The organism is Stenotrophomonas maltophilia group sp. SKK55, from assembly GCF_057179845.1.
The window spans coordinates 144,401-167,516 of the sequence record NZ_JBXUHP010000056.1; the positions used below are offsets into that span (position 1 = coordinate 144,401).

Genomic DNA, 23,116 nt, shown 5'->3' on the forward strand with positions numbered 1-23,116 from the left:
GCTTAAGACAACAGTGATCGGCATTCGTCGCCAGCTCGCCCGGCGGATGTCGTGAAAGAGAAGACCCCCGATCAGCCTCGTTTCTCAGGCCAGACTGATCGGAGGTCGTGGCGGGCACCCTCAAGTGCCCTGAGCGGGGTTTCCCCTGCCCAGGGCTCAATTGTAACGCGGCCGCGCCCCTCACACATGACTGGGGCAGCAGTCAACTAGCCGACATCGGCTGAGGAAAACGCAATGACCAAGAAGCCTTCCAACTCCGGTCAGCCCTGGACCCCTACGCAGGTCAAGCAACTCAAAGAGCTTGCGTCAGGGAACACCCCTACCCGGGTCATTGGCCTGAAAATGGGGCGCTCGCCCGAGGCAATCTACGGCCAGGCGAGCAAGGCGGGGATCTCGCTGAAGCCTACCAACCAGGCTCCCTACGGCACTAAGAAGCCGAAGTGAGTTAGCAACAAACTCAGAAGCCCCGCTATGCGGGGCTTCTGTCTTCTCAACCCGGAAACGCCGGGAACTTTTCGTTGGGATGGGAAGCCTTCCAAGTTGTGTAAGCGGAAGTCCCTTCCCAGGCAGCGAACGCACGAGGAGTTCTGCCTCGGCCGCTCCAGGTTTCGCCCGTGTGTGGGAGCCAATACTTGGGCGCGACTTCCTTCTTCACACTTCCCGCCTTCTTAGGGACATCCGTCGCCAGCATGCTGACGATCTCGGCGCGCTGCTTCGCAGAGAAGCTCTTGCCGTATTGGGACACGAGATTGGCGACTTCTGCGAAGGCATCAGCGGCTTGTTCCTGGAGAAGCTGAACTTCCTGTTCCTCAAGCTTGCGTAGCTCTTCAGCAAGCTTGGCTTTGGCGGAGGCAATGGAATCGAGTGACGGCTTGGTCATTCTTAAAACCTGAAATTGGTAGCAAAAAGAGAGAAGGTAGCTAGGAAGCTTTGGACGCTAAGCGCCACTGCCCCATCCACCGGGAACAAGCTATACGGTCTTCCCCCCTAGACAACCGGTCCGGACCCGAAAGGGACGCAGTCCCATCCACTCAACCTAACCGGGGTTGCCACTTGCCATAGAGCCAGGGCGAGGCGACCCAACAAAGAGAATGGAGGATGGTGATGCCCGTCGCAAATTCGAAAATATCCTGCATGCCTATTCTGTAAGAAAGCACGCTTAGGCGTAAGCACACTCAAAATCGTACAGTACAAAAATGACTGCAAGATAGAAGCGGTCATCCAAGGAAAACCCTTGCGCCACAGCGCCTCGCAACGCACACCCCACTAATTTCCTCTAAACGTTTTCGCGCTAATTCCAACTTTTCGGCGAATGCCTAAGCAACGCGGCAACACTCTAGATCTCGTTTGACGAATCAAAGCCAGGCCTTAGCACTGCTCCCATCATCTACGGAGACAGTGCAATGCCAAAAACAGTAAAGAACTTCCTTCAAGACTTCCCTTTCAATCCAGACTCCGATGACACGCTGCACCTTAAGGGCGTCAGGATCGGACGCTTCCGGATTGATGAGCTGGTCATCACCGGACGCGAAGCGGCCATCCATGCGCAAGAGATCCTCAACGCGGCTATGGAGCGCTCCCGACGCTCTCGCATCAATGCCGCAGGCACGCGCTACCTTGAGCCGCTCTCCGCAGGCCACCCCGCCCGCCTTCTTTCCGTAGAGATCAAGGACTATCTGGGAGATAGAGAGCGGCGCTGCCTCGCCCAGGAGACCATCGATTCCACAGCCCGAACCCTGCGGCTTCTCCAGATGACCTGCGGCGACATCCCCGTCTCTCGCATTGACCACCCTCACATCTACCGACTCTGGGACCTCATGCGCTGGTCGCCGCCAGGCCTCTTCTCTGACCCCGCATATCAACGTATCAGCTATGACGAAGCCATTGCCTGCGGCAAGGAGCTAGATGTTCCTCAGCTCGCCCCTGCAACGCTTGAACGTCATCGTCGCTTCCTTGTCTCCTTCTTCAATCAGCTGGTCAAGACGAAAGCCATTGATGCGTCCCCCATGGCTGCGTTTGCCGAGATCAAGAAGGATTTGGTTACCGATCCCAACAAGCCTGAGCGCCTCTTTGATGAAGACGACCTACGGCGCATCTTCGACCCCAAGACCTTCATTCCCTGGGCGAGCAAGTATCCGCATCGCTGGTGGCTTCCCATGATCGGCCTGTATACGGGTGCCCGCATCAACGAAGTCGCTCAGCTGAAGGTCGCCGACATCGTCCAGGAGAGTGATGTCTGGTGTATCCGCATCCAGAAGACAGTAGACCCTGACCTAGCGCACCGGAACCGGCTACGGAGTCGACAAAGCCTAAAAGGCAAGGCATCTATCCGAACGATCCCCATCCCGAAGCCCCTGTTGGACGCAGGCTTCCTGGACTTCATGGATGACATCAGGGACTGTGGCCACCCTCGCCTCTTCCCACACCTATCCGCTGGCGTGAACCGTACGACCGGCGAGACCAATGCTCGCTACAGCCTGGCAGCGCTTAGCCAGTTCAGCCGTTACATGAAAGACCTTGGATTTCCTAGAGGCGTCGGGTTCCATGCCTTCCGACACACCATCGCTACAGAGTTACATCATCAGAACGTCCCTGACGAAGACATTGCTCTGATCACCGGCCACTCTGTCAGCAAGCGCGTGCCCGTGCTTCACGAGGCCTACTTCCACAAGAAGCCCGCCGTGATGCGCAGGAAGCAGATAGAGACCTTGGAGAAATACAGGCCTGCGGTAGTGCTTCCTGTCTACGCCAAGGGGCAGTTCAAGCGCTGCTTGAAGGACAAGAAGAGGTTCTATCCTTAAGCATCGAAGCAGCATCAGCCCAGCCGGGAGGTAGTCCAGCCTCAACGCTGACTAGCCTTGCTACATGGGATACATTCGAGGCCTATGGGCAAGGCTAGGACGCCGCCGAACCGTGCCTCTGACATTTCTGGTCCCAGAAGGAGCTGGTAGCTAAATGGATTCGACTCGATTGCGGGCACCTGTTACCCATCGTTTCAAGCCAGTTGGCGCCTGCATATATTGTGGTGCTACACAGGGGCGCTTGACCGAAGAGCACATCGTGCCAAAAGGCCTAGGTGGAACTCTCGTACTGCCAGATTCGAGCTGCGATCCGTGTGCAAAGCTTACGTCCCAGTTCGAAATGAGAGTGCTTCGCGGATTTTTGGATCGCGGCCGCCAATCCTTGGGAATAAAGGGTCGAAAATCTCATCGACGGCCCGCCACGGAATCGATCAAACAGACCTTCATACGCGCCGACAATTCCTTGGTTGAACACGATCTGCCTTGGGATCAAAGCGTCAAAGTCATGCACCTCCCCGTCCTCACTCTCCCAGGCTTCCTCAACCCTAAATTTCCGCCCGATCCTTCTGCAGAGGGGATAGAGGTTTCCGCCATGGATACGCTGACCATGGGACTTGGCGAGGGGGAGACAGTTCGCGAGCATGCCTCTGTAGGCATGCAGTTTCAGGACAGGATGGACATCTGGTCGTTCGTCCGGATGCTGGCCAAGATTGCACACGGCTACCAGGTCGCGGTGCACGGCGCTTTTCCTATTCAGCAAAGCCCACTGGTGCCCATCATTCTTGGGAAGCGATGGGATGCCCGAAACTGGATAGGTTGCACAGAGCAGGATCCGCTTCCATCTGATCGTCAGTGCTTGCACCTTCTCCAAGACGTTCCATTGACGGGCGGTGATGGCTCCAGCGCTTCGATGATCCGCATCAAGCTGTTCGCCGACTATCCGAGCCCGACCTACGCCTTAGCGGCCAGACTTCAAGCCTGACACGAGAGCATTGCCTTCCGACCAAGAGGCGCTGCGCCTGGACTCTGAACTAGAAGAGCGTAACGAGATACGACACCTTTTCATGGCTCAACCGCAGGATTCGACCGTCGCAGTACTGATTGACTGTGACAACGTTGCTCCCGAGATCATGGATTTCGCGGTACTCGTCGGCGCGAAGGCTGCCTAAGTGAAGGCTTTCCCGGTGATGGGCCTTGTTACTGCACTCTGGGCAAGCCGGGGCGATCTTCAGTCTGATCTTCCTGACACAGGTAACCACGCACTTGGCGCTGTAGTCACGCCTTCACTCAGACAGATTATCCATGCCTCAGCGGACTACCCTAGCGGCCACGCGAACAATCTGAGGCGCAAAATAACCCAACGCCAACCATGCAAAGGGAGCCTTAGACGTTTTTGACTTTGACTTTGACTTTGCATTCCTACGATGTGGAAATGGAATATCCAAACCCGCAGAAAGAGGCGTCACTGACACCACATCCTTCTGTCGCATAAAAATTTGAGGAGAAGACTTCCTGTCAAAATCCGGATAGTCGGCATCCAAAACCATTTCTAATGAGTCCTTATCGCAGTATCCACTCATTAGGGGCCAAAGACCGAAGTCCTCATCCACGCTCGTCGCCTCTGTTGGCGTCCCTACTGTTGAGACCAGTCCGACGTAAACACGCCGATCATCGGTCAGCACAAGAATAGGAGCCGAATCCACCGAAGCACTAAATAGCGCCTGAGTAAGCGGAAGATGCGCTAGTGCTTCCTTAAGAAGAAATACGCTAATGGCGGTCTCACCTACAACCCCACCGACCTCACTCTCTTTGGCCTTTTTATACTTATAGAGACCATAACGGGACCGTATAAACGGCATCAGCATAGTCAGCGCACTGACCAAGAGGAAAAATGTATACAACTGTCCTTTACCGCTCCAGGAGGCGTTAATCGCAGCCAAAGCTCTGCCACCGCCATCCAAATAATCAGTGGTAAACCATGAAGGACACAGGCATGAATCAGCCTCGCAAAACAATCCACCCCAGTCATGCGAAAATATCGCCGAAACTACGGTAACGCACACGAGAGCAGAAGTGAAACAAACTATCCCTTGATAGGCGACAAAAAAATAAAGAAGCTGCCCATCATACTGAGGCAGCCTATAGCGAATCAAAGGACTTCTATTGCAAAATATATAGCCACTTACGAGAAGCGGCAGAATAAGCAGTAAACCCATCTCACTTCCCTATGAAATATCCTCGACGGGATACTATTAAAAGCTATCGCCGCAACACGCTCCTTGCGACTTTTTGCAAGTTACGCATTTTTTCCTCGACATCACTAGCGTCGACATAAAGAGTGCCATCGACAACTCGCAGAGACTTCTTTTCGTTGATCGACTTAAGTAGCTGCTTGTCTGCAGCTATCTGCATGTCAGTCTTTGGCTTGTTTTTTTCAAAAAATGACATAAAAAACATATTGCCCTCCACCATTCACCGCTCCAGCATATCACACCCCTGCGCCCTCGGGTAGCCCCAACGAGCTAAGCCTGCGCCAGCCCCCGATTTGCAGGGCTGAGGCTTTGACGATTTTGAAAAAGCTACGATTAAACCGGACTAGAATGCGAGGACACACCACAGGACACAAATCCGGTTTGTGGACGCCTCCGGAGCTAGGCGGGACGGTCAAGGTACTGTTTCCCCCTCTCTCCGCCAGATAAATGAAGAAGCCGCCCAGTGGGCGGCTTTTTTGTTTGGCTGGCGGGAATCGCCGCAGGTACTACCGGACTGAACAGGCCCTGCCGTCGTGGCCGGTCCAACGGCCGGCCCGCCGACGGCGCGCGATCCGCCCGCAGGTCATCTGCGCCGGAGCAGTCTCCGCACGCAGGCGCCGACGAACGCCAGCCCCAGCAGCACCCACACGACCGTCATTCCCCACAGCGCATCGAACGTGTCCAGGACCGGCTCCAGCCGCGGTTGCGCCGGGTCGTACAGCACGCGTACCGGCTGCCCAGGCTCATAGCCGAAGATCATGCCGCCCTGCGGGTACGAGACGCGTTGGCCGGTCGCGGTGGTGAACGCGACCTGCGGATGCGATCCGCCGGCGTTCAGGCGCTCAACCTGGCCATCAACGGCCTGCGCGACCTCCAGGAACTCAAGACGATGTGTCACCTCGAAGGCGGCCACGGCAAGGATCAACAGTCCCACCACGCCAAACAGCAGACCGCGCATCAGCTGGGCAGTCCGGAAAGAAGAAGGATCGGGCATCGCTGGGCAGCTCCGTTGCAGGCGGGAAGACGAATGGGGTCGGCGGATCCTGCCGCGCGGTCACTCCCGTTGCCCGACAGCATAACCCGGAGGCCACGCAGCCCCCTCCGCACGCTAGGGTGGCTGCATGAGCCTTCGTGTCTACCAACCCGCCGCCGCACGCGCCTGCCTGTCGATTTTCGACAGCAACGTACCCACCTACTTCGCGCCCGAAGAGCGCAGCGACTTCGAACGCTTCCTGCGCGAGCAGGCCACGGGCTGTGCGTTCCAGGTGATCGAGCGCGATGGAAACGTCGTCGCCTGTGGTGGCCTCTCGCGCCGTAGCGACGGCAGCGCCGGCTTCTGCTGGGGCATGGTGCAGCGCGCGCTGCACCGCCAGGGACTGGGCCGCGAACTGGCACTCGCGCGCCTGCACCAGGCTGAAAGCGATCCGTCGATCGACCGCATCGCGCTCAGCACCAGCCAGCACACCCAGGGCTTCTATGCCGGCCTGGGTTTCCAGGTGGCGCGCATCGTGCCCGATGGGCATGGCGCCGGGATCGACGCCGTTGAAATGGAGCGGGAGCTGTAGCGCTCCCGCCCCGGTGCCATCCACGAAGGGCGTTGATCTACCGCAGGCATCCCCTGCTCAGAACCCGACGCGCAGGTTGATCTGCCCACCCACATCGCGGCGGCCATCGCCATGCTGGCCCTGCACGAACATCGACAGCTGGCTGTTGCGACCGAGGCCGACCGCCACACCCACCTGGCTGACCAGGGCATTGCGTGCCATCACCGCGCTGTAGACATCGAAGGCGTCGCCGCCCACCGCAAAGCGGTTGCGGCTGGCTACATCGGTATCCCCCGACGCATGCTGCCAACCCAGGCCGACCGTCAGCTGCGCCGGGAAGCGCTCGCCGCTGCCCACGTCCCAGCGCCCACGCACGCCCACGGTGCTGACATTGAGCGTGTCCTTGCCGCCTTCCAGCACCAGTGCCGCGCTGCCACCCTGCTCCACCGCACGATCGCTGTCGACCCAGTGCTTGGTGAACTGCACATAGGGCTGCAGCTGGGTCCTGCCGTGGGTCCATGTCCAGCTGCCTTCCACCTGGGCGATGGTCACATCGGCATCCTGGCGGCTGTACAGGGTCTGGCCCAACAACGGCACTTCACGCGTGGTGCGCGTCCGGTAGTCACCGCGCGACACGCTGCCGCCCACCGCGAAGCCGTTGTTCCACTGTCCCTGTGCATACAGGCCGAACGTGTGGCCACGCAGGCGGGCCCGCGAGCTGCGATCATACAGCCGCGTATCCAGCCGCTCGTTGCCGGCCGCTGCACCCAGCACCACATGCTCGCCCAGCTGCCAGTCGACACCGGCCATCAGCGCATTGCGATTGGCGCGGATCTCATCGCCATTGCCGTCGCCATCCTGCCTGAACACCTTGCCGCTGCCGGCCAACCAGGCCGAAGCGTGCTCGCCACGCACGGTCGGCAACTCGCTGCCGAGTCGCTGGCGGATGCCTTCTTCCAGGTAGTTGTCGTACAGCAGCACCGCACGGCTGGCCGCATGCACTTCACCGGAGAGCTGGTCGAACGCCGCGCGCGCGGTACCCGCGTCATACATCAGCACCGTGTTGTACAGGCCCAGCGCCGGACCACTCTGCGGCAGGCTGTCCAGCGCTGCGGCGGTGTTGTACTGGTTGCGCGTGTTGGCCGCCGTGGTGAATGCCGCGGTCTGCGCCACGTCGATCTGCAGGTTGGCCGTGTTGGCGGTATAGACCGGGGTGATGGTCAGGAAGGCCGACGGCGAGGTTGCCGAGGCGAACTGCCCACTCACGCCACCGCCCGCATTGACCACCGTGTACTGCTGGCCCTGCTGGTAGCTGGTGCTCGGCGAAATGGTATTCACCCGCACGGTGCTGCCGCCCACATTCGCGCTGCCGCCGACCTGCACCGTGTCGCTGCCGGTGGCGCCCAGGTCGATGCCCAGCGTGCTGCCCGGTGACAGGTTCAGATTGCCGCCCACCGTGATCGTGCCGGTGCCGTTGCCTGCACCACTGCCATTGCCCGGGCCATTGCCCGGCGACAGCACGCCGCCGCTGGATACCGTCACGCCACCGCCGGTACCCCCGATGGTGCCGGTTCCGGACAGCGTGGTGCCGCTGCCGATGGTCCACTGTCCGCCGATGTTGCCGGTGACATTCAGGCCGCCGCCGGTGACCTGGCCGGTGCCGCTGAAGCCACCACTGTTGCCGCCCAGATTCAGCGTGCCCGGGCCGGCCTGCACGATGCTGCCACCGCCGGTGATGCTGCCGCCAAGCGTGGTGGTGCCACCGGTGTTGATGACCAGGCCGCCGTTGTTGGTGATGTTGCCGATGATTGAGCCGCTGGCCCCACCGTTGCCGACCTGCACGGTGCCGCCGGCATTGATGGTGGTACCCCCGGTGTAGATGTTGTTGCCAGTCAGCGTGAGGGTGCCGGTGCCGGCCTGGGTCAGGCCGCCACTGCCGCTGATGGTGCCGCCCACCGTGCTGTTGCCGCCGACGTTGAACACGAGGCTGCCGTTGTTGCTGACATTACCGGTGATTGCACCGCTGGCGCCCCTATTGCCGACCTGCAGCGTGCCGCCGGTGTTGATGGTGGTGCCGCCGGTATAGGTGTTGTTGCCGGTCAGGATCACGGTGCCGGTGCCCGCCTGGGTCAGGCCACCGCTGCCGCTGATGGCGCCGCCGACGGTGGTGTTGCCGCCCACGTTGAACACCAGGCTGCCGTTGTTGGTGACGCTGCCGCCGATGGCGCCGGTCGCACCGCCATTGCCTACCTGCAGCGTGCCTCCCGTGTTGATGGTAGTCGGGCCGGTATAGGTGTTGTTGCCGGTCAAGGTCAGCGTACCGCTGCCGGCCTGGGTGAGGCCGCCACTGCCGCTGATGGTGCCGCCCAGCGTGGTATCGCCCGCCAGGTTGGACACCAGCGTGCCGTTGTTGGTGACATCACCGACGATTGAGCCCGTTGCCCCGCCATTGCCCAGCTGCAGCGTACTGCCGGCGTTGATGGTCGTGCCGCCGGTATAGGTGTTGGTCCCGGTCAGCAGCAGCGTACCGCTGCCCGCCTGGGTCAGGCCGCCGCTGCCACTGATGGTGCCGCCCAGCGCGGTGTTGCCGGCCACGTTGGAAATCAACGCGCCATTGTTGGTGATGTCGCCAGCGATGGCGCCGGTCGCGCCGCCGTTGCCCACCTGCAGCGTGCTGCCGGTACTGATGGTGGTCCCACCGGTGTAGGTGTTGTTGCCCACCAGGGTCAGCACACCGCTGCCGGCCTGGGTCAGGCCACCACTGCCGCTGATCGCACCGCCGACCGTGGTGTTGCCCGCAACGTCGAACACCAGGCTGCCGTTGTTGGCAACGTTGCCGGTGATCGCGCCGGTCGCACCGCCATTGCCCACCTGCAACGTGCCACCGGCATTGATGGTGGTGCCGCCGGTATAGGTGTTGTTGCCGGTCAGGGTCAGCGTGCCGCTGCCGGCCTGGGTCAGGCCGCCACTGCCGCTGATGGTGCCACCGAGCGTGGTGTTGCCGGCCACGTTGGATACCAGCGCACCGTTGTTGGTGATGTCGCCGACGATCGCGCCGGTCGCACCGCCGTTGCCGATCTGCAATGTGCCACCGGCATTGATGGTGGTACCGCCGGTGTAGGTGTTGTTGCCCGTCAGCACCAGCGTGCCGCTGCCGGCCTGGGTCAGGCTGCCACTGCCGCCGACTACACCACCCACGGTTGCCGTGGTGCCGAGGTTGTAGACCAGGCTGCCGTTGTTGGTGATGTCGCCCAGCACCGAGCCGGTGCTGCCGCCGTTGCCGATCTGCAGCGTGCTGCCACCGTTGATGGTGGTGCCACCGGTGTAGGTGTTGTCGCCACTGAGGGTCAGCGTGCCGGTACCGCTCTGCACCAGGCCGCCGGTGCCACTGAGGACGCCGGCGAACGTGGTGCTGGCGTTGTTGCCGCCGGTGGTCAGCGTTGCACCGCCCAGCACCACGCTGGAACCGGTCACGCCAGCGAGGCCTCCGATGCTCTGGCTGCCACCGGCGCTGATATCCAGCGTACCGGCACCGGCCAGGTTGACCGTACTGGCACCGGACAGGCTGCCACCGGCCGCCACCGCCAGCGTGCCACTGTTGATGGTGGTGGCGCCGGTATAGGTACTCGCACCGCCGAGGGTGACCGTCGCCGCGCCATCCTTCAGCAGGCCGCCAGCGCCGCTGATCGGGCCGTTCAAGGTCAGTGCGTTGCTGCCGCCCAGAGTCAGCGTGCCGCTGGCCAGCTGTACGGTGTTGGCCAGCGTCAGCGCGCTGGTGCCATCCAGGCTGGCGTTGCCGCCTACGGTCAGCGCACCGGTTCCCAGCGAACCGTCGTTGCCCAGTAGCAGGCCACCGGCATTGAGGGTCACGCCGCCCGTGAAGACGTTGACGCCAGTCAAGCCCTGGATGCCTGCGCCGTTCTTTACCAGCCCCCCTGCACCTCCGATGGTGCCGGCGAACGTGGTATTGCCCACGCCATTGAGGGTCAGCGTGCTGCCACCCAACGCCAATGAAGAGCCTGCCACGCCTGCCAGCGAACCGATCGCCTGCGCGCCCCCCGCACTGATGTCGAAGGTGGTACCGGCGTTGGCCAGGTTCACCGCACCGGTCGCAGCGAGGCTGCCACCGGCGCCGATCGCCAGCGTGCCGGCGTTGATGGTGGTGCCACCGGTGAAGGTGTTGGTGCCGGTCAACGTCTGGGTACCGGAGCCTTCCTTGATCAGCCCACCGGAGCCGGCCACCGAACCACTGAACGTGCCATTGGTGGCGTCTCCGATCGTCAGCGTGTTGGCGCCCAGATTCACCGTGCCGTTGCCGATCAGGGTACCGAACTGCTGCGTGCCGCTGCCTGCCGACAGATCGAAGGTCGCCCCCGAGGCCAGGTTGACGATGCCACTGGCGTACAGGCTCGCGCCCGCACCCAGTGCCAGCGTACCAGCGTTGATGTTGGTGCCGCCGGTATAGGTGTTGGTGCCGTTCAAGGTCAGCGTCGCGGCACCCTCCTTGGTCAGGCTGCCGGTACCACTCAGGTTGCCGTTGAGGGTGAGGTTGTTGCTGCCCAGGACGGTCAACGCGTTGCTGAGGATGAAGTTGTTGCCGAGGATGACCGCAGTGTTCGAATCGAGCGTCGCAGCGCCTCCGACCGTCACCGTACCGGTGCCCAGCGCAGCATTGTTGCCGACCACCAGGCCACCGGCGTTGAGCGCCACGCCACCGCTGAAAGTGTTGGCGCCATTGAGCGTCTGCACGCCCGCACCGTTCTTGATCAGGCCGCCACTGCCGCCGATCACACCGCTGAAGGTGCTGTCCACGGTGCCGCCCAGGGTCAGTGTGCTGCCGCCCAGCGCCACCGTGCTGCCTGCAACGCCGGCCAGCGAACCGATGGCCTGGTTACCCGCGGAGATGTCGAGCGTGCCCGCACCGGCCAGGTTCACCGCACCGGTTGCGGCGAGGCTGCCACCGGCACCGATCGCCAGTGTGCCGCTGTTGATGGTGGTCCCCCCGGTGTAGGTGTTGGCACCGCTCAGGGTTACGGTGGCCGCACCGTCCTTGATCAGCCCGCCCGTGCCGGAAATCACGCCCCCCAGCGTCAGCGCCTGGCTGCCGAGCAGATCGAGGCTGGCACCCGCTGCCAGCCCGATGTTGTTGGCAAGGCTGACGCCGGTCGTTGCATCCAGCGTTGCGTTGCTTCCGACCGTCAACGCGCCGCTGCCGAGCGCAGCGTTGTTGCCGACCACCAGGCCACCGCCGTTCAGTGCAACGCCACCACTGAACAGATTGGCGCCACCCAGCGTGAGGATGCCGGCGCCATTCTTGACCAGGCCACCGGTGCCGGAAATCGTGCCATCGAAGAGGCTGTTGCCCACACCACCAAGTGTCAGCGTCTGTGCCCCCAGGCTCACCGTCGAGCCGGCCACGCCGTTCAACGATCCGATGGTCTGGTTGGCACCTGCGGTGGAGATGTCAAAGCCGGTGCCCGCAGCGCTCAGCGTCACCGCGCCGGTCGCGGCCAGGCTGCCACCCGGACCAATCGCCAGCGTGCCAGCATTGATGGAGGTGCCGCCGGTGTAGGTGTTGGCACCGGTCAGCGTTTCGATGCCCGCACCCACCTTGGTCAGGCCACCGGTGCCTGCGATCGAGCCACTGAAGGTGCCATCGGTGGCGCCGCCGACCTCGATCGAGTTGGCACCGAGGTTCACCGTACCATTGCCGACCAGGGTGCCGAACTGCTGCGTGCCGCTGCCGGCAGACAGATCCAGCGTGGCACCCGTGGCGAGGTTCACGGTACCGCTCGCCGCCAGGCTGGCACCGGCCCCCAGCGCCAGCGTGCCGGCGTTGATGTTGGTGCCACCGGTATAGGTGTTGGCGCCGTTCAAGGTCAGCGTCGCGCTGCCATTCTTGGTGAGGCTGCCGGCCCCGGACAGGACGCCGTTGAGCGTCAGTGCATTGGTCCCGAGCACGGTAAGCCCGGCGTTGAGCGCGATGTTGTTGGCCAGCGTTGCCAGGCCGGTGGTATCCAGCGTGGCGGCACCACCAACAGTCAATGCGCCGGTGCCCAACGCTGCATCATTGCCAAGCACCAGTCCGCCCGCGTTGAGCGTTACGCCGCCGCCAAACGTGTTGGCACCGGACAGCGTCTGTACGCCCGCGCCTGCTTTGATCAGACCGCCGCCGCCACTGATCACGCCATCGAACGCGGCGTTGCCGGCCGTACCGAAGGTGAGCGAATTGCCGCCCAGCGCCAGGGTGCTGCCACCCGCACCGTTGAGCGCGCCGATGGTCTGGCTGCTGCCGGCACCGGAAATATCAAAGCCAGCGCCTGCACCCAACGTGACATCACCTGCTGCAGCAAGGCTGCCGCCCGTGCCCAGCGCCAGCGTGCCGGCATTGATCGTGGTACCGCCGGTATAGGTGTTGGCACCGGACAGCGTCAGCGTGGTGGCACCATTCTTGACCAGGCTGCCATTGCCACCGACCACGCCCGACAGCGTCAGCGCATTGCTGCCCGGCAACGTCAGTACGACGCCCGAGCCCAGCGTGACCGCATTGCCGAGTGTCACTGCCGCGCCCGCGTCCAGCGTGGTGCTGGCATTCACCGCCAGCGCGCCGGTACCGAGCGCATCATTCGCACCCACCACCAGGCCACCGCCGTTCAAGGTCAGGCCGCCACTGAAGGTATTGGTGTTGTTGAGGGTCAGCAGGCCCGCACCGTTCTTGATCAGGCTGCCATTGCCGGCCACCACGCCACCGAGAGTGAGATCGTTGCTGCCACCCAGGGTCAGCTGCGTACCGGCACCGAAGTTCACTGTGTTGGCCAGGTTCAGCGCCACGGTGCTGTCCAGCGTGGTCGTGCCACCAATGCCCAGTGCACCGGTACCGAGTGCGCTGGCGTTGCCGAGAACCAGGCCACCGTCGTTGAGTGCAAGGCCACCGCTGAAAGTATTGGCACCGGACAGCGTCTGTACGCCCGCGCCTGCCTTGATCAGACCGCCGGTACCATCGATCACGCCGGCAAAGCTGCCACTGCTGGCGCCGCCAAAGGTCAACGACTGCGCGCCCAGCACCAGCTGGCTGCCTGCCACGCCGTTCAGCGCGCCGATGGTCTGCGCCGCACCGGCTGCGGAGATGTCCAGCGTCGCACCGGCACCGGCAAGATCCACCGCGCCGGCCGCGGCAAGACTGCCGCCCGCCCCCAGCGCCAGCGTGCCGGCGTTGATGGTGGTGCCACCGGTGTAGAGGTTGGCGCCGGACAGGGTGAGGCGAGCCGCGCCGTCCTTGATCAACCCACCGGCACCGAATACCGGACCGGTGAGCGTCAGGTCATTGCCGCCCAGCACGGAGAGATTCGCACCGGCGGCCAGGCCGATGAGGTTGCCTATGGTGAGTGCAGACGTTGCATCCAGCGAAGCGTTGCCGCCCACGTCCAGCTGGCCGGTACCCAGTGCCTGCGCATTGCCCAGCTGCAGCAGGCCCGCGTTGAGGCCGACACCCCCGCTGAAGGTGTTGGGTCCATTCAACGCCAGCGTGGCCGTACCATTCTTGACCAGGCTGCCAGTGCCACTGATGAGACCGCCCAGTGACACGTCCTGGCTGCCCAGCAGATCCAGCGCCGCGCCTGCCCCGAGGTTGACGTTGTTGGCGAGGTTCAGCGCTGCTGAACTGTCCAGCGTGGCAGTGGCGCCCACCGACAGTGCACCGGTGCCCAGTGCGGCGGCGTTCCCCAGGAACACGCCGCCGCCGTTGACGGTGAGCCCACCACCGAAGCTGTTGGCGCCGTTGAGGGTCAACGTGCTGGCACCGTTCTTCACCAGCCTGCCGGTACCGGACACCACGCCACCCAGCGTGATCGCCTGCGAGCCCGGCAACGACAGCGCCGCACCCGCGCCCAGGTCAACATTGTTGGTCAGGCTCAACGGGGCGCTGCCATCGAGCGTGACGTTGCCGCCGATGCCCAGTACTCCGGTACCGAGCGCGCCGCTGTTACCCAGCAGCAGGCTGCCGGCGTTTGCATTCAGTCCACCGCTGAAGGTGTTGGTGCCGTTCAAGGTCAGTGTCGATGCGCCATTCTTGACCAGGCTGCCGGTGCCCGTGACGTTGCCGTCCAGGGTCAGGTTCTGGCTGCCCGGCAGGGCCAGGGCCGCACCGAGGTTGATCGCATTGCCCAGGTTCAGCGCCGCAGTGGCGTCCAGCGAGCCGTTGCCACTGACCGTCAGCGCACCGCTTCCCAGCGCACCGGCGTTGCCCAGCACCAGGCCACCGGCCGCAAGATTCACCCCACCGCTGAAGGTATTGGCACCGGTCAGCGTCTGCACGCCGGTACCCTGCTTGATCAGCCCACCGGTGCCGCCGATCACGCCGGCGAAGGTCTGGTTGGTGGCATCACCGAAGGTGAGCGTGCTGCTGCCCAGCGCCAGGGTGCTGCCCGCCACACCGGACAATGCACCGATGGTCTGGTTGCCACCCAGCGAGATATCCAGCGCGCTGCCAGCGCCGGCCAGGCTGACCGCGCCGGTCGCCGCCAGGCTGCCACCACTGGCCAATGCCACCGTTCCGGCATTTACCGCCAGCCCACCCGTGAACGTGTTCGCGCCGCCCAGCGTCAGCGTGGCAGCGCCGTTCTTGACCAGGCTGCCGCCCCCACCAATGACACCCCCCAGCGTCAGCGCATTCGAGCCCAGCACATTGAGCGAACCACCGGCGCCAAGCGTGATGCCATTGCCCACGGCGAGCCCGGCGCTGGCGTCGAGCGATACCGCACCGCCGACGTTCAGTGCCCCGGTTCCCAGTGCACCGCCGTTGCCCAGCACCAGACTGCCCGCGTTGAGTGCCAGACCACCGCCGAACGTATTGGCGCCGTTGAGGGTCAGCGACGATGCACCATCCTTGATCAGGCCGCCAGCGCCGCTGATCACCCCGTTGAAGGTGAGCGCCTGCCCGCCAAGCAGATTCAGGCTGGCACCCGATCCGAGGCTGACAGCATTGGTCAGCGCCAGCGCCGTGGTGCCGTCGAAGGTGGTGTTGCCGCCGACAGAGAGCGTACCGCTGCCCAGCGCGGCGGCATTGCCCAGCAACAAGCCACCGGCGTTGAGCGCAACACCGCCCGTGAGGCTGTTGACGCCCGACAGGGTCTGCACACCGGTGCCGAGCTTGATCAGGCCGCCGGTGCCTGCGGCGAACGTGCCGCTGTAGCTGGTATTGCCCAGCCCGCCCAGGGTCAGGGTGTGGCTGCCGAGGTTGACCGAACCACCAAGCCCGGCCAGCGAGCCGATGGTCTGGTCGGCCGCCGCCGAAAGATCCAGGCTGGTGCCGACGCCCAGCGTGATCGCACCGGTGGGCGACAGGCTGCCGCCCGCGCCCAGCGCCAACGCGCCCCCGGCCAGGTTGAAGCTGCCGCTCAGCGAATTGGCACCGTTCAAGGTCAGCGTGCCGGCACCGTTCTTGGTCACGTTGCCGGCACCGGATATCGAGCCACTCAATGTCAGCGCATTGCTGCCCAGCAGGTTCAGCGAGCCCCCGCCATTGACCACCAGGTTGTTGCCCAGGGTGAAGCCCGCCGTCGTATCCAGCGAGGCGCTGCCACCGACGGTCAGGTTGCCGCTGCCGAGTGCACCGGCATTGCCCAGCAGCAGGCCGCCGGCATTGAGGTTGACGCCCCCGGAGAACAGGTTTGCGCCGCCGAGAGTAACAATGCCGGTGTTGTTGACCGTCAGCCCACCAGTGCCTGAAAGCACGCCATTCAAGCCGAACGCATTGGTCCCGGCCAGGGATAGATTGCCGCCGAGGTTGAACGCATTGGCCAGATTCAGACCGGCCGTGGAGGATGCGATGGCACCGCCGTTGGCCGTGAACAGCCCTGTGCCGAATGAACCGGCATTGTTGAAATTGACCAGGCCATCATTGAGCGTCGTCGGGCCGGATGCGCCCCATGCGCCCTGCAGGTTCCAGGTACCGCTGTTGACGGTGAGCTTCTGGAAGTTGAGGTACTGGTTCCAGCCCAGTGTGGTCACCGCTCCGCCGGTGCCTGACCCGGGACCGGCGGAACTGTTCTGCAGCACCAGCGCGTTGTTGCCCGCGCCGCTGCCGGTACCCGCGTCGACCGTTCCCGCTGCCGCAACCTTCACCCCGGTAACACCCGTAATCACGCCGGCAAGGGCGGTGCCACCGCCGGCCACAACGCTGGAACCCGACACTGCGGTGAAGGTATTGCCGCCGGTTGAATCACCCAGATGAACGCTACCGTTGACCGCCCCCGCATTGAGGAACGTATTACCGCCAGAAGCGCCCAGGCCGACGCGTCCGTCGATGGTACCGGTGTTGGTCACATTCGCTGCCGCGCCACCATAGGTCACCACCGTGGTCGCGTCGGAAACGCTGCCCACACCGATCAAGGACGTGCTGATCAGGCCGGCATTGTTGATGGTGGTGGTGCCGTTGACGTTCTGTGCCACCAGCGCCTGTCCACCGAAGCCCAGCAGCGTTGCGATGTTGACGACACCCTTGATCTGTCCACTGGCGTTGTTGTTGACGACGATCGCGCTGTTGTTGGCGGAGCCATTGCCGATGACCAGGCCGGGCGAGGCGAGGACGATCGAGCTCGGATCGATCGTGCCATTGTTGTTGACCGTCACGTTGTCGCCGGTCAGCGTTGCTGCGTTGCCTCCACCTACGATCGGCGGCGTACGCAGCAATGCACCCGCGGCGATGTTCAGCGTGAGGCCGTTGGTCGCGTTGGAGTAGTTGTTGATGGTGGTGGTGCTGTCGCAGTTTACGGTCGTGGTACCCGTGCACGCTGCGAATGCCGATCCACTGGCCAGTGTGGCGGCCAATGCCGCCGCCAGCTGCTGCGTCCGCAATCGCGGTACCCGCCCTGCGCTGACCGCGCTTCCCCCGGGATTCTGGGCGACCTCCGAAGCAACCTGCATTACCCCAAGGGCACGATTGAAAACCAGACGGTAAATGCGGTTCATCGGTAAATCTCCATGAAAAGACCGGATGGCACAGCTGGCAGGTTTTTTTGGAGAAAATGCGGGCCACCCCTGCTCCCGATACGGGAACAAGGCCTGAAGGCATTAACTCCTTAAAATCTTCACATCTTCACCTGATCGCACCCAGGGACAGGTACGTCAGCGTGTCCCTCAAGGCGAAAACTCCCCGATTTCGCCCGACGAATGGCGGCACTGTGCGACCGGCGGTGCCAGCGGCATGTGAATCACGCGCGCCATTTTCATGACGCACGTCAAATAAAAGGGGCCGGCATAATGGTTTTGCCGAAAATGCATATCGTTGTATGTGGCGGGGAATCCGTGCCCGCCATGAGTAAATAAATTCAGCTACTGGAGAGTTTCATCAGCACCAGGCCGGAAACAATCAGCACCGCTGCACCGATCCGCATCGGGCTGACCTGCTCACCCAGGAATACGATGCCGACCACGAACGCGCCGACCGCGCCGATGCCGGTCCAGATCGTGTAGGCGGTGCCCAGCGGCAGGCTGCGCATGGCCACCGCCAGCAGCCAGAAGCTGGCGATCATGCCGATGATGGTGACCACGGTGGGGGTGAGCCGGGTGAAGCCTTCGGACTGCTTCATGGATACGGCCCAGACGATTTCCAGCAGGCCGGCAAACAATAGATAGATCCAGGCCATGACGGCCCTCCTCTTGGTAGGGCCAGGCCGTCCTGGTCTTTGATTCCCGATGTGGGGGAGGTCGTTCCTCCTGGCCGGCATTCTAGCAACGGGGGCCACGCCCGGCCGCCGTGGCCAGGAACGGGTTACAGCCGGTTCAGTGCGTGACGCTGGCGTCGATGGCCCGGCCTGCGCTAGAATGAGGGTCTGCCATCGGTCAGCCGATGTGCGGTCCGGCTGTGGTCTCCGGCGCATCGCGCGCTGCTTCCCCTGATCCGTGAACTGGCCGCCCACCGGGCGGCCAACGTCTCTATGGTGGCCCCGTCGGCCCCTCGCGACGCTAGGTCGAAAACCCCGCCAGGGCCGGAAGGCAGCAACGGTATCGATCGACGCGGGCGCCGAGGCCAGCCGGCGGGGCCACCGCCTTTTCCGGCGACGCCCTCGCCTCTGGTAGATGCCACCCTTGGTTGGCGCCCCTCGCCGGGCATGGCCCAGCGCTACTGCAGTGCGCGCTCCAGCGCCTCCAGTTCGGCAGCCGTCGCCGCATCGGCGGGCTGGCCGGTCCCGCTCACGGCGGATCCTGCACCAGTACGTGCGGCGCAGTCGGGTCGGCCAGCGGCACGCACTGCCCCGGCTGCGCCACGCGGTGCCCGCGCGCGGCCAGCGCCTGGCCATCGGCCACGCTGGCGTAGTGGTAGAGCATCATCCGCGCCTGCAGTTCGATGCTGTACTCACGCTCCAGGTCGTCCACGCCCGTGTGTGACGGGTTGCCGTGCAGGCCGCAGTCGTGGGCGATCAGTTCGTTGTCGTCGGCGTAGCGCGCCAGCATCTCCGGAATCGGCCGGGTATCGCCGCTCCAGGTCAGCGCGCCCTGCAGGCGCAGGCCATAGGCCGTCTCCGGCCAGTGATGGCGCACCGGAAACACCTCCAGGCGCACCCCCTCATGCCAGAACGCCTCGCCCACCACGATCAGGTGGAAGGCATCCCAGAAATTCGCACCACCCTCGGCCAGCACGTTCGGATAGTCACCAATGCGCTTGTGCAGCAGCGGCACCACCGTGGCAGGCACGTACAGGCGCACCTTGCCGCGCCGGTGCGCATTGAAGAAAGTGTCCACGAACAGGCGCTCGAAGCCGGCCACATGGTCCAGGTGCACATGGGTGACGAACAGCGCCTGCGGCATGTGCCCGTAGTGCGCCTTGAACGCGGTGAGGCCTTCACCGCCGCAATCGATGGTCAGCCACGGGCGACCACCGCGCTCGATCACCGACATCGGCGATCCCAGCTCGACCGCCGACGCGTTGCCGACGCCGAGGAAACGCAACGACCAGTCCATCAGGTGCCCCGGTTCCAGGCCATGTCATAGGCACGGCGCAGCCGTGCGTAGTCCTTCTGCACATCTTCCACGCTGCGCTCGCCGCGCAGCTTGATCAGCGAGCGCAGCAACCGCTTGAGGTTGCGTTCGCGCCAGCCGGTGGCCGGGATGCGGATCACCCCACGGTCGAAATCGATCAGCCAGCCATGGCCACTGCCATCGAACAGGATGTTGTGCGCGTTGAGGTCGGCATGGTCCAGGCCGGCACGGTGGAAACGGGCGATCAGCCGCCCGGTCTCCTCCCAGGGCGCGCCCCGGCCCGCAACCAGTGCGCGGTCGGCCAGCGAGCGCACGCCCTCGATCCGTTCCATCAGGATCGCGGCCCGGTAGCGCAGGCCCTCGCGCATGTAGAACGCGGCGATCGGCCGTGGCACCGGCAACTTCTTCTCGCGCAGCGCGCGCATCAAGCGGAATTCGGCGAAGCTGCGGGTCCGGTCCGAGCCGCGCCAGAGGTATTGGTCGAGGCTGATCCGGGCCGCCATGCCGCCGCGCAGGTAGTGGCGCAGCACGCTGGCACCGAACGGCGCATCGACGAACCAGGCGCTGCCGCGGCCGCCCTCGCCCACCGGGCGGGCCTTGCTGCCCCAGTGCTGGGGCGAGAACAGGCCAATATCGGCTTGCCGCAGCCGCTCGCGGTCGAACAGAATGGCCCCGATGCCGCGACCCTCGCGGCATGGCGTCAGCGCTTCATTGGCGTCGAATGCGACCATTTCATTGAGTCTAACAACACATGGCATCAGCGTCCTCCTCCTTGTGCCTCCTGCGCCTGTCCGCACTCGGCGACGTCACCCACGTGGTGCCCCTGGTGCGCACCCTGCAGGCTGCGCGCCCGGACACGCCGATCCACTGGATCATCGACAAGGTTGGCCACAAGCTGCTTGACGGCCTGCCCGGCGTCACCTTCCATGCCTACGACAAGAAGAGCGGCATGGCCGGGGTCAAGGAACTGCGCAGGCATCTGCCACCGGGGCGCTTTGAAGCGCTGTTGCAGATGCAGGTCGCGTTCCGCGCCAACCTGCTGTCGGCCTTCATTCCGGCCGAGCGCCGCATCGGATACGACCGCAGCCGCTCCAAGGACCTGCACGGGCTCTTCATCAACGAGCGTATTCCCGATCGCCCCGGCATCCACGTGCTGGATGCCATCGGCAGCTTCTGCGAGCCGCTGGGCCTGCGCCAGACCGAAGTCAGCTGGGATCTGGCCGTGCCGCCCTCCGCCTTCGAGTGGGCCGCCGCGCAGTGGCAGGACGATGGCCGCCCGGTGCTGATGATCTCGCCCTGCTCCAGCCACGTGCGCCGCAACTGGTACGCCGACCGCTACGCCGCGGTGGCCAACCATGCCGTCCAGCGCGGTTGGCGGGTGGTGCTGTGCGGTGGCCGCAGCGAACTGGAGCGCCACATGGCCGATGCGATCCAGGCGCAGCTGCAGACGCCGGCACTGGACCTGGTCGGCAAGGACACGCTCAAGCAGCTGCCCGCCCTGCTGGCCCGCGCCAACCTGGTGATGACCCCGGACTCGGGCCCGATGCACATCGCCAACGCAATGGGCACCAAGGTGCTGGGACTGCATGCGGCCAGCAACCCGAACCGCAGTGGCCCGTACTCGGACCGCCGCTACTGCGTGGACCGCTACGACGACGCAGCGCGCAAGTACCTGGCCAAGCAGGCCACCGATCTGAAGTGGGGCACCAAGATTGAATTCGACGATGTGATGGAACTGATCACCGTGGAAGACGGCATCGCCGCCTTCGAACGCTACGTCGCCGACCACCTGGGGTGAGCGGCGAGCGGCGAGCGGCGTGGGATTACGCGCGCTGCGCGTAATCCTGGTAGGACTTCTCTTCCACGTACGCCGAACCCAGCGCCAGGTTGATCGCCTTCTTGATGCGCGCGCGTTCGTCGTTGCGCAGGTAGACGCTGCGCGCCAGGTCGATGAAGCCCTGGTCGAACGCCTGCGCCTTCTCCTTCAGGCGGATGTCGTCCTCGATGTCCCACAGCTGTTCGTTGACGGCCTTCAACTCGGCACGCAGCTTGGCGATGTCCTTCACCGCCGCCGGGTGTGCCATCCAGGTCTTCTCCAGCGCCGACAGCTCCCTGCGCACATTGGCCAGCTTGCCCTCGTCGCTGATGCGCTCGGACTTGATCTGCAGGATCGAGATCTTGTCCAGCAGCTCGCCGAAGGAAACGGGGACGAGGATTTCAGCGGTCATCGGGAAAAGCTCCAGCAGGTGATGCGTACATGGTAACCCGCAGCGTCCGCACGGATATCCCGGGTAGATCCACGCCATGCGTGGATGAGCCTGCCAGCAGGAACAGCATCCACGCACCGCGCGGATCTCCCGTGATGCATCTGGAGGACCAAGCCCCTCTGTTGAGGGGCTGCCCCGACAGGGGCGGGGAGAGGCAGGCAAAGGGAGGGGCCCACGCGTTGCGCAGCAACGTGTGGGGCGATGCGCAGAGCGCGTCGCGTCCCGTGCCAGATAAAGAAAAAGGGCTGCCTTTCGGCAGCCCTTTTTCTTTATCTGGCGGAGAGGGGGGGATTCGAACCCCCGAGGCGCTATAAACGCCTGCCTGATTTCGAGTCAGGTACATTCAACCACTCTGCCACCTCTCCGGGTGGTCCCCGGCGAACCGGGGACGCGCATCATACGAGGAAGCGAGGCCGGCGACAAGTCATTCCGGTCAACGAAGTGAAAATTTCCTGAGTGCATGCCTTGCCGGATGCCTGCAGCCCCCCGATGATGCCTGTCTCCCCAGCAATACCCCGCCCCCGCACACCATGATCGAATTCGGACACCTCACCCACCCCGGCCTGCGCCGCGAGCTCAACGAAGACACCTACTACGGTGACAGCGAGCTGGCCCTGTGGCTGGTGGCCGATGGCATGGGCGGCCACGCCTGCGGCGAGGTGGCCAGCGCGCTGGCCCGCGAAACCATCGTGCGCGAGATCCGCCGTGGCGCGCCGCTGGTCCACGCCATCCGCACCGCCGACGAAGAGATCATCCGCGCCTCGCGCCGGCGCAACGACACCCTGCCGATGGGCACCACCGTGGTCGCAGCACGCGTGCAGGGCAATCGTTACGAAGTGGCATGGGTCGGCGACAGCCGTGCGTATCTGTGGCGCGATGGTCAGCTGGCGCAGCTCAGCCAGGACCACAGCGTGGTGCAGGAGCTGGTCGCGCAGGGCAACCTGACGGCCGAGCAGGCACGCGCGCATCCGCATCGCAACGTGGTCACCCAGGCGCTGGGCGTGACCGATCCTGCACATCTGAACGTGGCCACCACCAGCGGTGAGCTGCGCCCAGGCATGCAACTGCTGCTGTGCAGTGACGGCCTGACCGAGGAAGTGGACGACCGCAGCATCGCCCGCACCCTCGCCTTCGACGATGCCAGCGCGCAGGAATGCGTGGATACGCTGGTCGCGGCCGCGCTCGACGGCGGTGGCCGCGACAACATCAGCGTCATCCTGGTGCGCTGCCACTGAACCTGGTGCATGAGCCGAGCATGGGCTCGGCTCTACAGT

General features: G+C 64.0%; 15 protein-coding genes, 1 tRNA gene, 1 other RNA gene and 1 pseudogene. 8 read left to right on the plus strand and 10 right to left on the minus strand.

What is annotated here, in order from left to right; genetic code table 11:
• Window positions 1-234 precede the first annotated feature (234 nt).
• Window positions 235-444, plus strand: coding sequence for a hypothetical protein (locus AC2A1N_RS17420; protein WP_134708996.1), 210 nt, complete (start codon window positions 235-237; stop codon window positions 442-444).
• Between the two features lie 46 nt (window positions 445-490).
• Here the strand turns inward: AC2A1N_RS17420 and AC2A1N_RS17425 are convergent, their stop codons facing one another.
• Complete coding sequence (locus tag AC2A1N_RS17425) at window positions 491-880, minus strand: H-NS histone family protein (protein WP_074726082.1); 390 nt, start codon at window positions 878-880, stop codon at window positions 491-493.
• A gap of 523 nt (window positions 881-1,403) precedes the next feature.
• On the opposite strand from AC2A1N_RS17425, the gene AC2A1N_RS17430 reads away from it, so the two are divergent.
• The 3 genes and pseudogenes from AC2A1N_RS17430 to AC2A1N_RS17440 all read left to right on the plus strand — a co-directional run bounded on the left by AC2A1N_RS17430 (window position 1,404) and on the right by AC2A1N_RS17440 (window position 3,783).
• On the plus strand, window positions 1,404-2,801 hold the full coding sequence (locus AC2A1N_RS17430; protein WP_484373008.1) for a site-specific integrase: 1,398 nt from the start codon (window positions 1,404-1,406) through the stop codon (window positions 2,799-2,801).
• 154 nt (window positions 2,802-2,955) lie between these two features.
• Window positions 2,956-3,111 (plus strand): annotated as a pseudogene (locus tag AC2A1N_RS17435) (hypothetical protein); the annotation flags it as partial.
• 282 nt (window positions 3,112-3,393) lie between these two features.
• Entirely contained in the window at window positions 3,394-3,783 is a 390-nt protein-coding gene (locus AC2A1N_RS17440; RefSeq protein WP_484373056.1) for a hypothetical protein, read from the plus strand.
• 325 nt (window positions 3,784-4,108) lie between these two features.
• Here AC2A1N_RS17440 and AC2A1N_RS17445 read toward each other — a convergent pair whose 3' ends face one another.
• The 3 genes from AC2A1N_RS17445 to AC2A1N_RS17455 all read right to left on the minus strand — a co-directional run bounded on the left by AC2A1N_RS17445 (window position 4,109) and on the right by AC2A1N_RS17455 (window position 6,047).
• Window positions 4,109-5,017 (minus strand): hypothetical protein, encoded by a 909-nt coding sequence (locus AC2A1N_RS17445; RefSeq protein WP_169448914.1) that lies wholly within the window; start codon window positions 5,015-5,017, stop codon window positions 4,109-4,111.
• A gap of 43 nt (window positions 5,018-5,060) precedes the next feature.
• The gene (locus tag AC2A1N_RS17450; RefSeq protein ID WP_484373010.1) at window positions 5,061-5,273 is read right to left on the minus strand and encodes a hypothetical protein; all 213 of its coding nucleotides are present in this window, start codon (window positions 5,271-5,273) and stop codon (window positions 5,061-5,063) included.
• A gap of 363 nt (window positions 5,274-5,636) precedes the next feature.
• On the minus strand, window positions 5,637-6,047 hold the full coding sequence (locus AC2A1N_RS17455; protein WP_484373012.1) for a DUF3592 domain-containing protein: 411 nt from the start codon (window positions 6,045-6,047) through the stop codon (window positions 5,637-5,639).
• Between the two features lie 127 nt (window positions 6,048-6,174).
• Here AC2A1N_RS17455 and AC2A1N_RS17460 point away from each other — a divergent pair, with 127 nt between their 5' ends.
• A complete protein-coding gene (locus AC2A1N_RS17460; RefSeq protein ID WP_061480527.1) occupies window positions 6,175-6,618 on the plus strand; it encodes a GNAT family N-acetyltransferase in 444 nt (147 codons plus the stop codon).
• Window positions 6,619-6,675: 57 nt separating this feature from the next.
• On the opposite strand, the gene AC2A1N_RS17465 is transcribed toward AC2A1N_RS17460, so the two are convergent.
• Both AC2A1N_RS17465 and AC2A1N_RS17470 read right to left on the minus strand, forming a co-directional pair.
• Window positions 6,676-17,565, minus strand: a complete 10,890-nt coding sequence (locus tag AC2A1N_RS17465; RefSeq protein WP_484373014.1) for an autotransporter-associated beta strand repeat-containing protein — start codon at window positions 17,563-17,565, stop codon at window positions 6,676-6,678.
• Between the two features lie 359 nt (window positions 17,566-17,924).
• Complete coding sequence (locus AC2A1N_RS17470) at window positions 17,925-18,242, minus strand: DMT family transporter (protein WP_005415486.1); 318 nt, start codon at window positions 18,240-18,242, stop codon at window positions 17,925-17,927.
• A gap of 300 nt (window positions 18,243-18,542) precedes the next feature.
• Here AC2A1N_RS17470 and ffs point away from each other — a divergent pair.
• Window positions 18,543-18,633: signal recognition particle sRNA small type (gene ffs, locus AC2A1N_RS17475), an RNA gene on the plus strand.
• Window positions 18,634-18,789: 156 nt separating this feature from the next.
• Here ffs and AC2A1N_RS17480 read toward each other — a convergent pair.
• Both AC2A1N_RS17480 and AC2A1N_RS17485 read right to left on the minus strand, forming a co-directional pair.
• Window positions 18,790-19,557: an MBL fold metallo-hydrolase gene (locus AC2A1N_RS17480; protein WP_484373016.1), complete on the minus strand. Its 768-nt coding sequence runs from the start codon at window positions 19,555-19,557 to the stop codon at window positions 18,790-18,792.
• Complete coding sequence (locus AC2A1N_RS17485; protein WP_061479959.1) at window positions 19,557-20,306, minus strand: 3-deoxy-D-manno-octulosonic acid kinase; 750 nt, start codon at window positions 20,304-20,306, stop codon at window positions 19,557-19,559. Before AC2A1N_RS17485 ends, AC2A1N_RS17480 begins: the two co-directional genes overlap by 1 nt.
• A gap of 20 nt (window positions 20,307-20,326) precedes the next feature.
• Between AC2A1N_RS17485 and AC2A1N_RS17490 the strand changes: the two genes are divergently transcribed.
• Window positions 20,327-21,373, plus strand: a complete 1,047-nt coding sequence (locus tag AC2A1N_RS17490; RefSeq protein WP_484373018.1) for a glycosyltransferase family 9 protein — start codon at window positions 20,327-20,329, stop codon at window positions 21,371-21,373.
• 25 nt (window positions 21,374-21,398) lie between these two features.
• Here the strand turns inward: AC2A1N_RS17490 and AC2A1N_RS17495 are convergent, their stop codons facing one another.
• Window positions 21,399-21,803 carry a DUF6165 family protein gene (locus AC2A1N_RS17495; protein ID WP_049466382.1) on the minus strand — a complete coding sequence of 135 codons (405 nt, stop codon included), beginning with the start codon at window positions 21,801-21,803 and terminating at the stop codon, window positions 21,399-21,401.
• A gap of 313 nt (window positions 21,804-22,116) precedes the next feature.
• Window positions 22,117-22,207, minus strand: a tRNA-Ser gene (locus tag AC2A1N_RS17500).
• Window positions 22,208-22,372: 165 nt separating this feature from the next.
• Between AC2A1N_RS17500 and AC2A1N_RS17505 the strand changes: the two genes are divergently transcribed.
• A complete protein-coding gene (locus tag AC2A1N_RS17505; protein ID WP_061479956.1) occupies window positions 22,373-23,077 on the plus strand; it encodes a PP2C family protein-serine/threonine phosphatase in 705 nt (234 codons plus the stop codon).
• Window positions 23,078-23,116 lie beyond the last annotated feature (39 nt).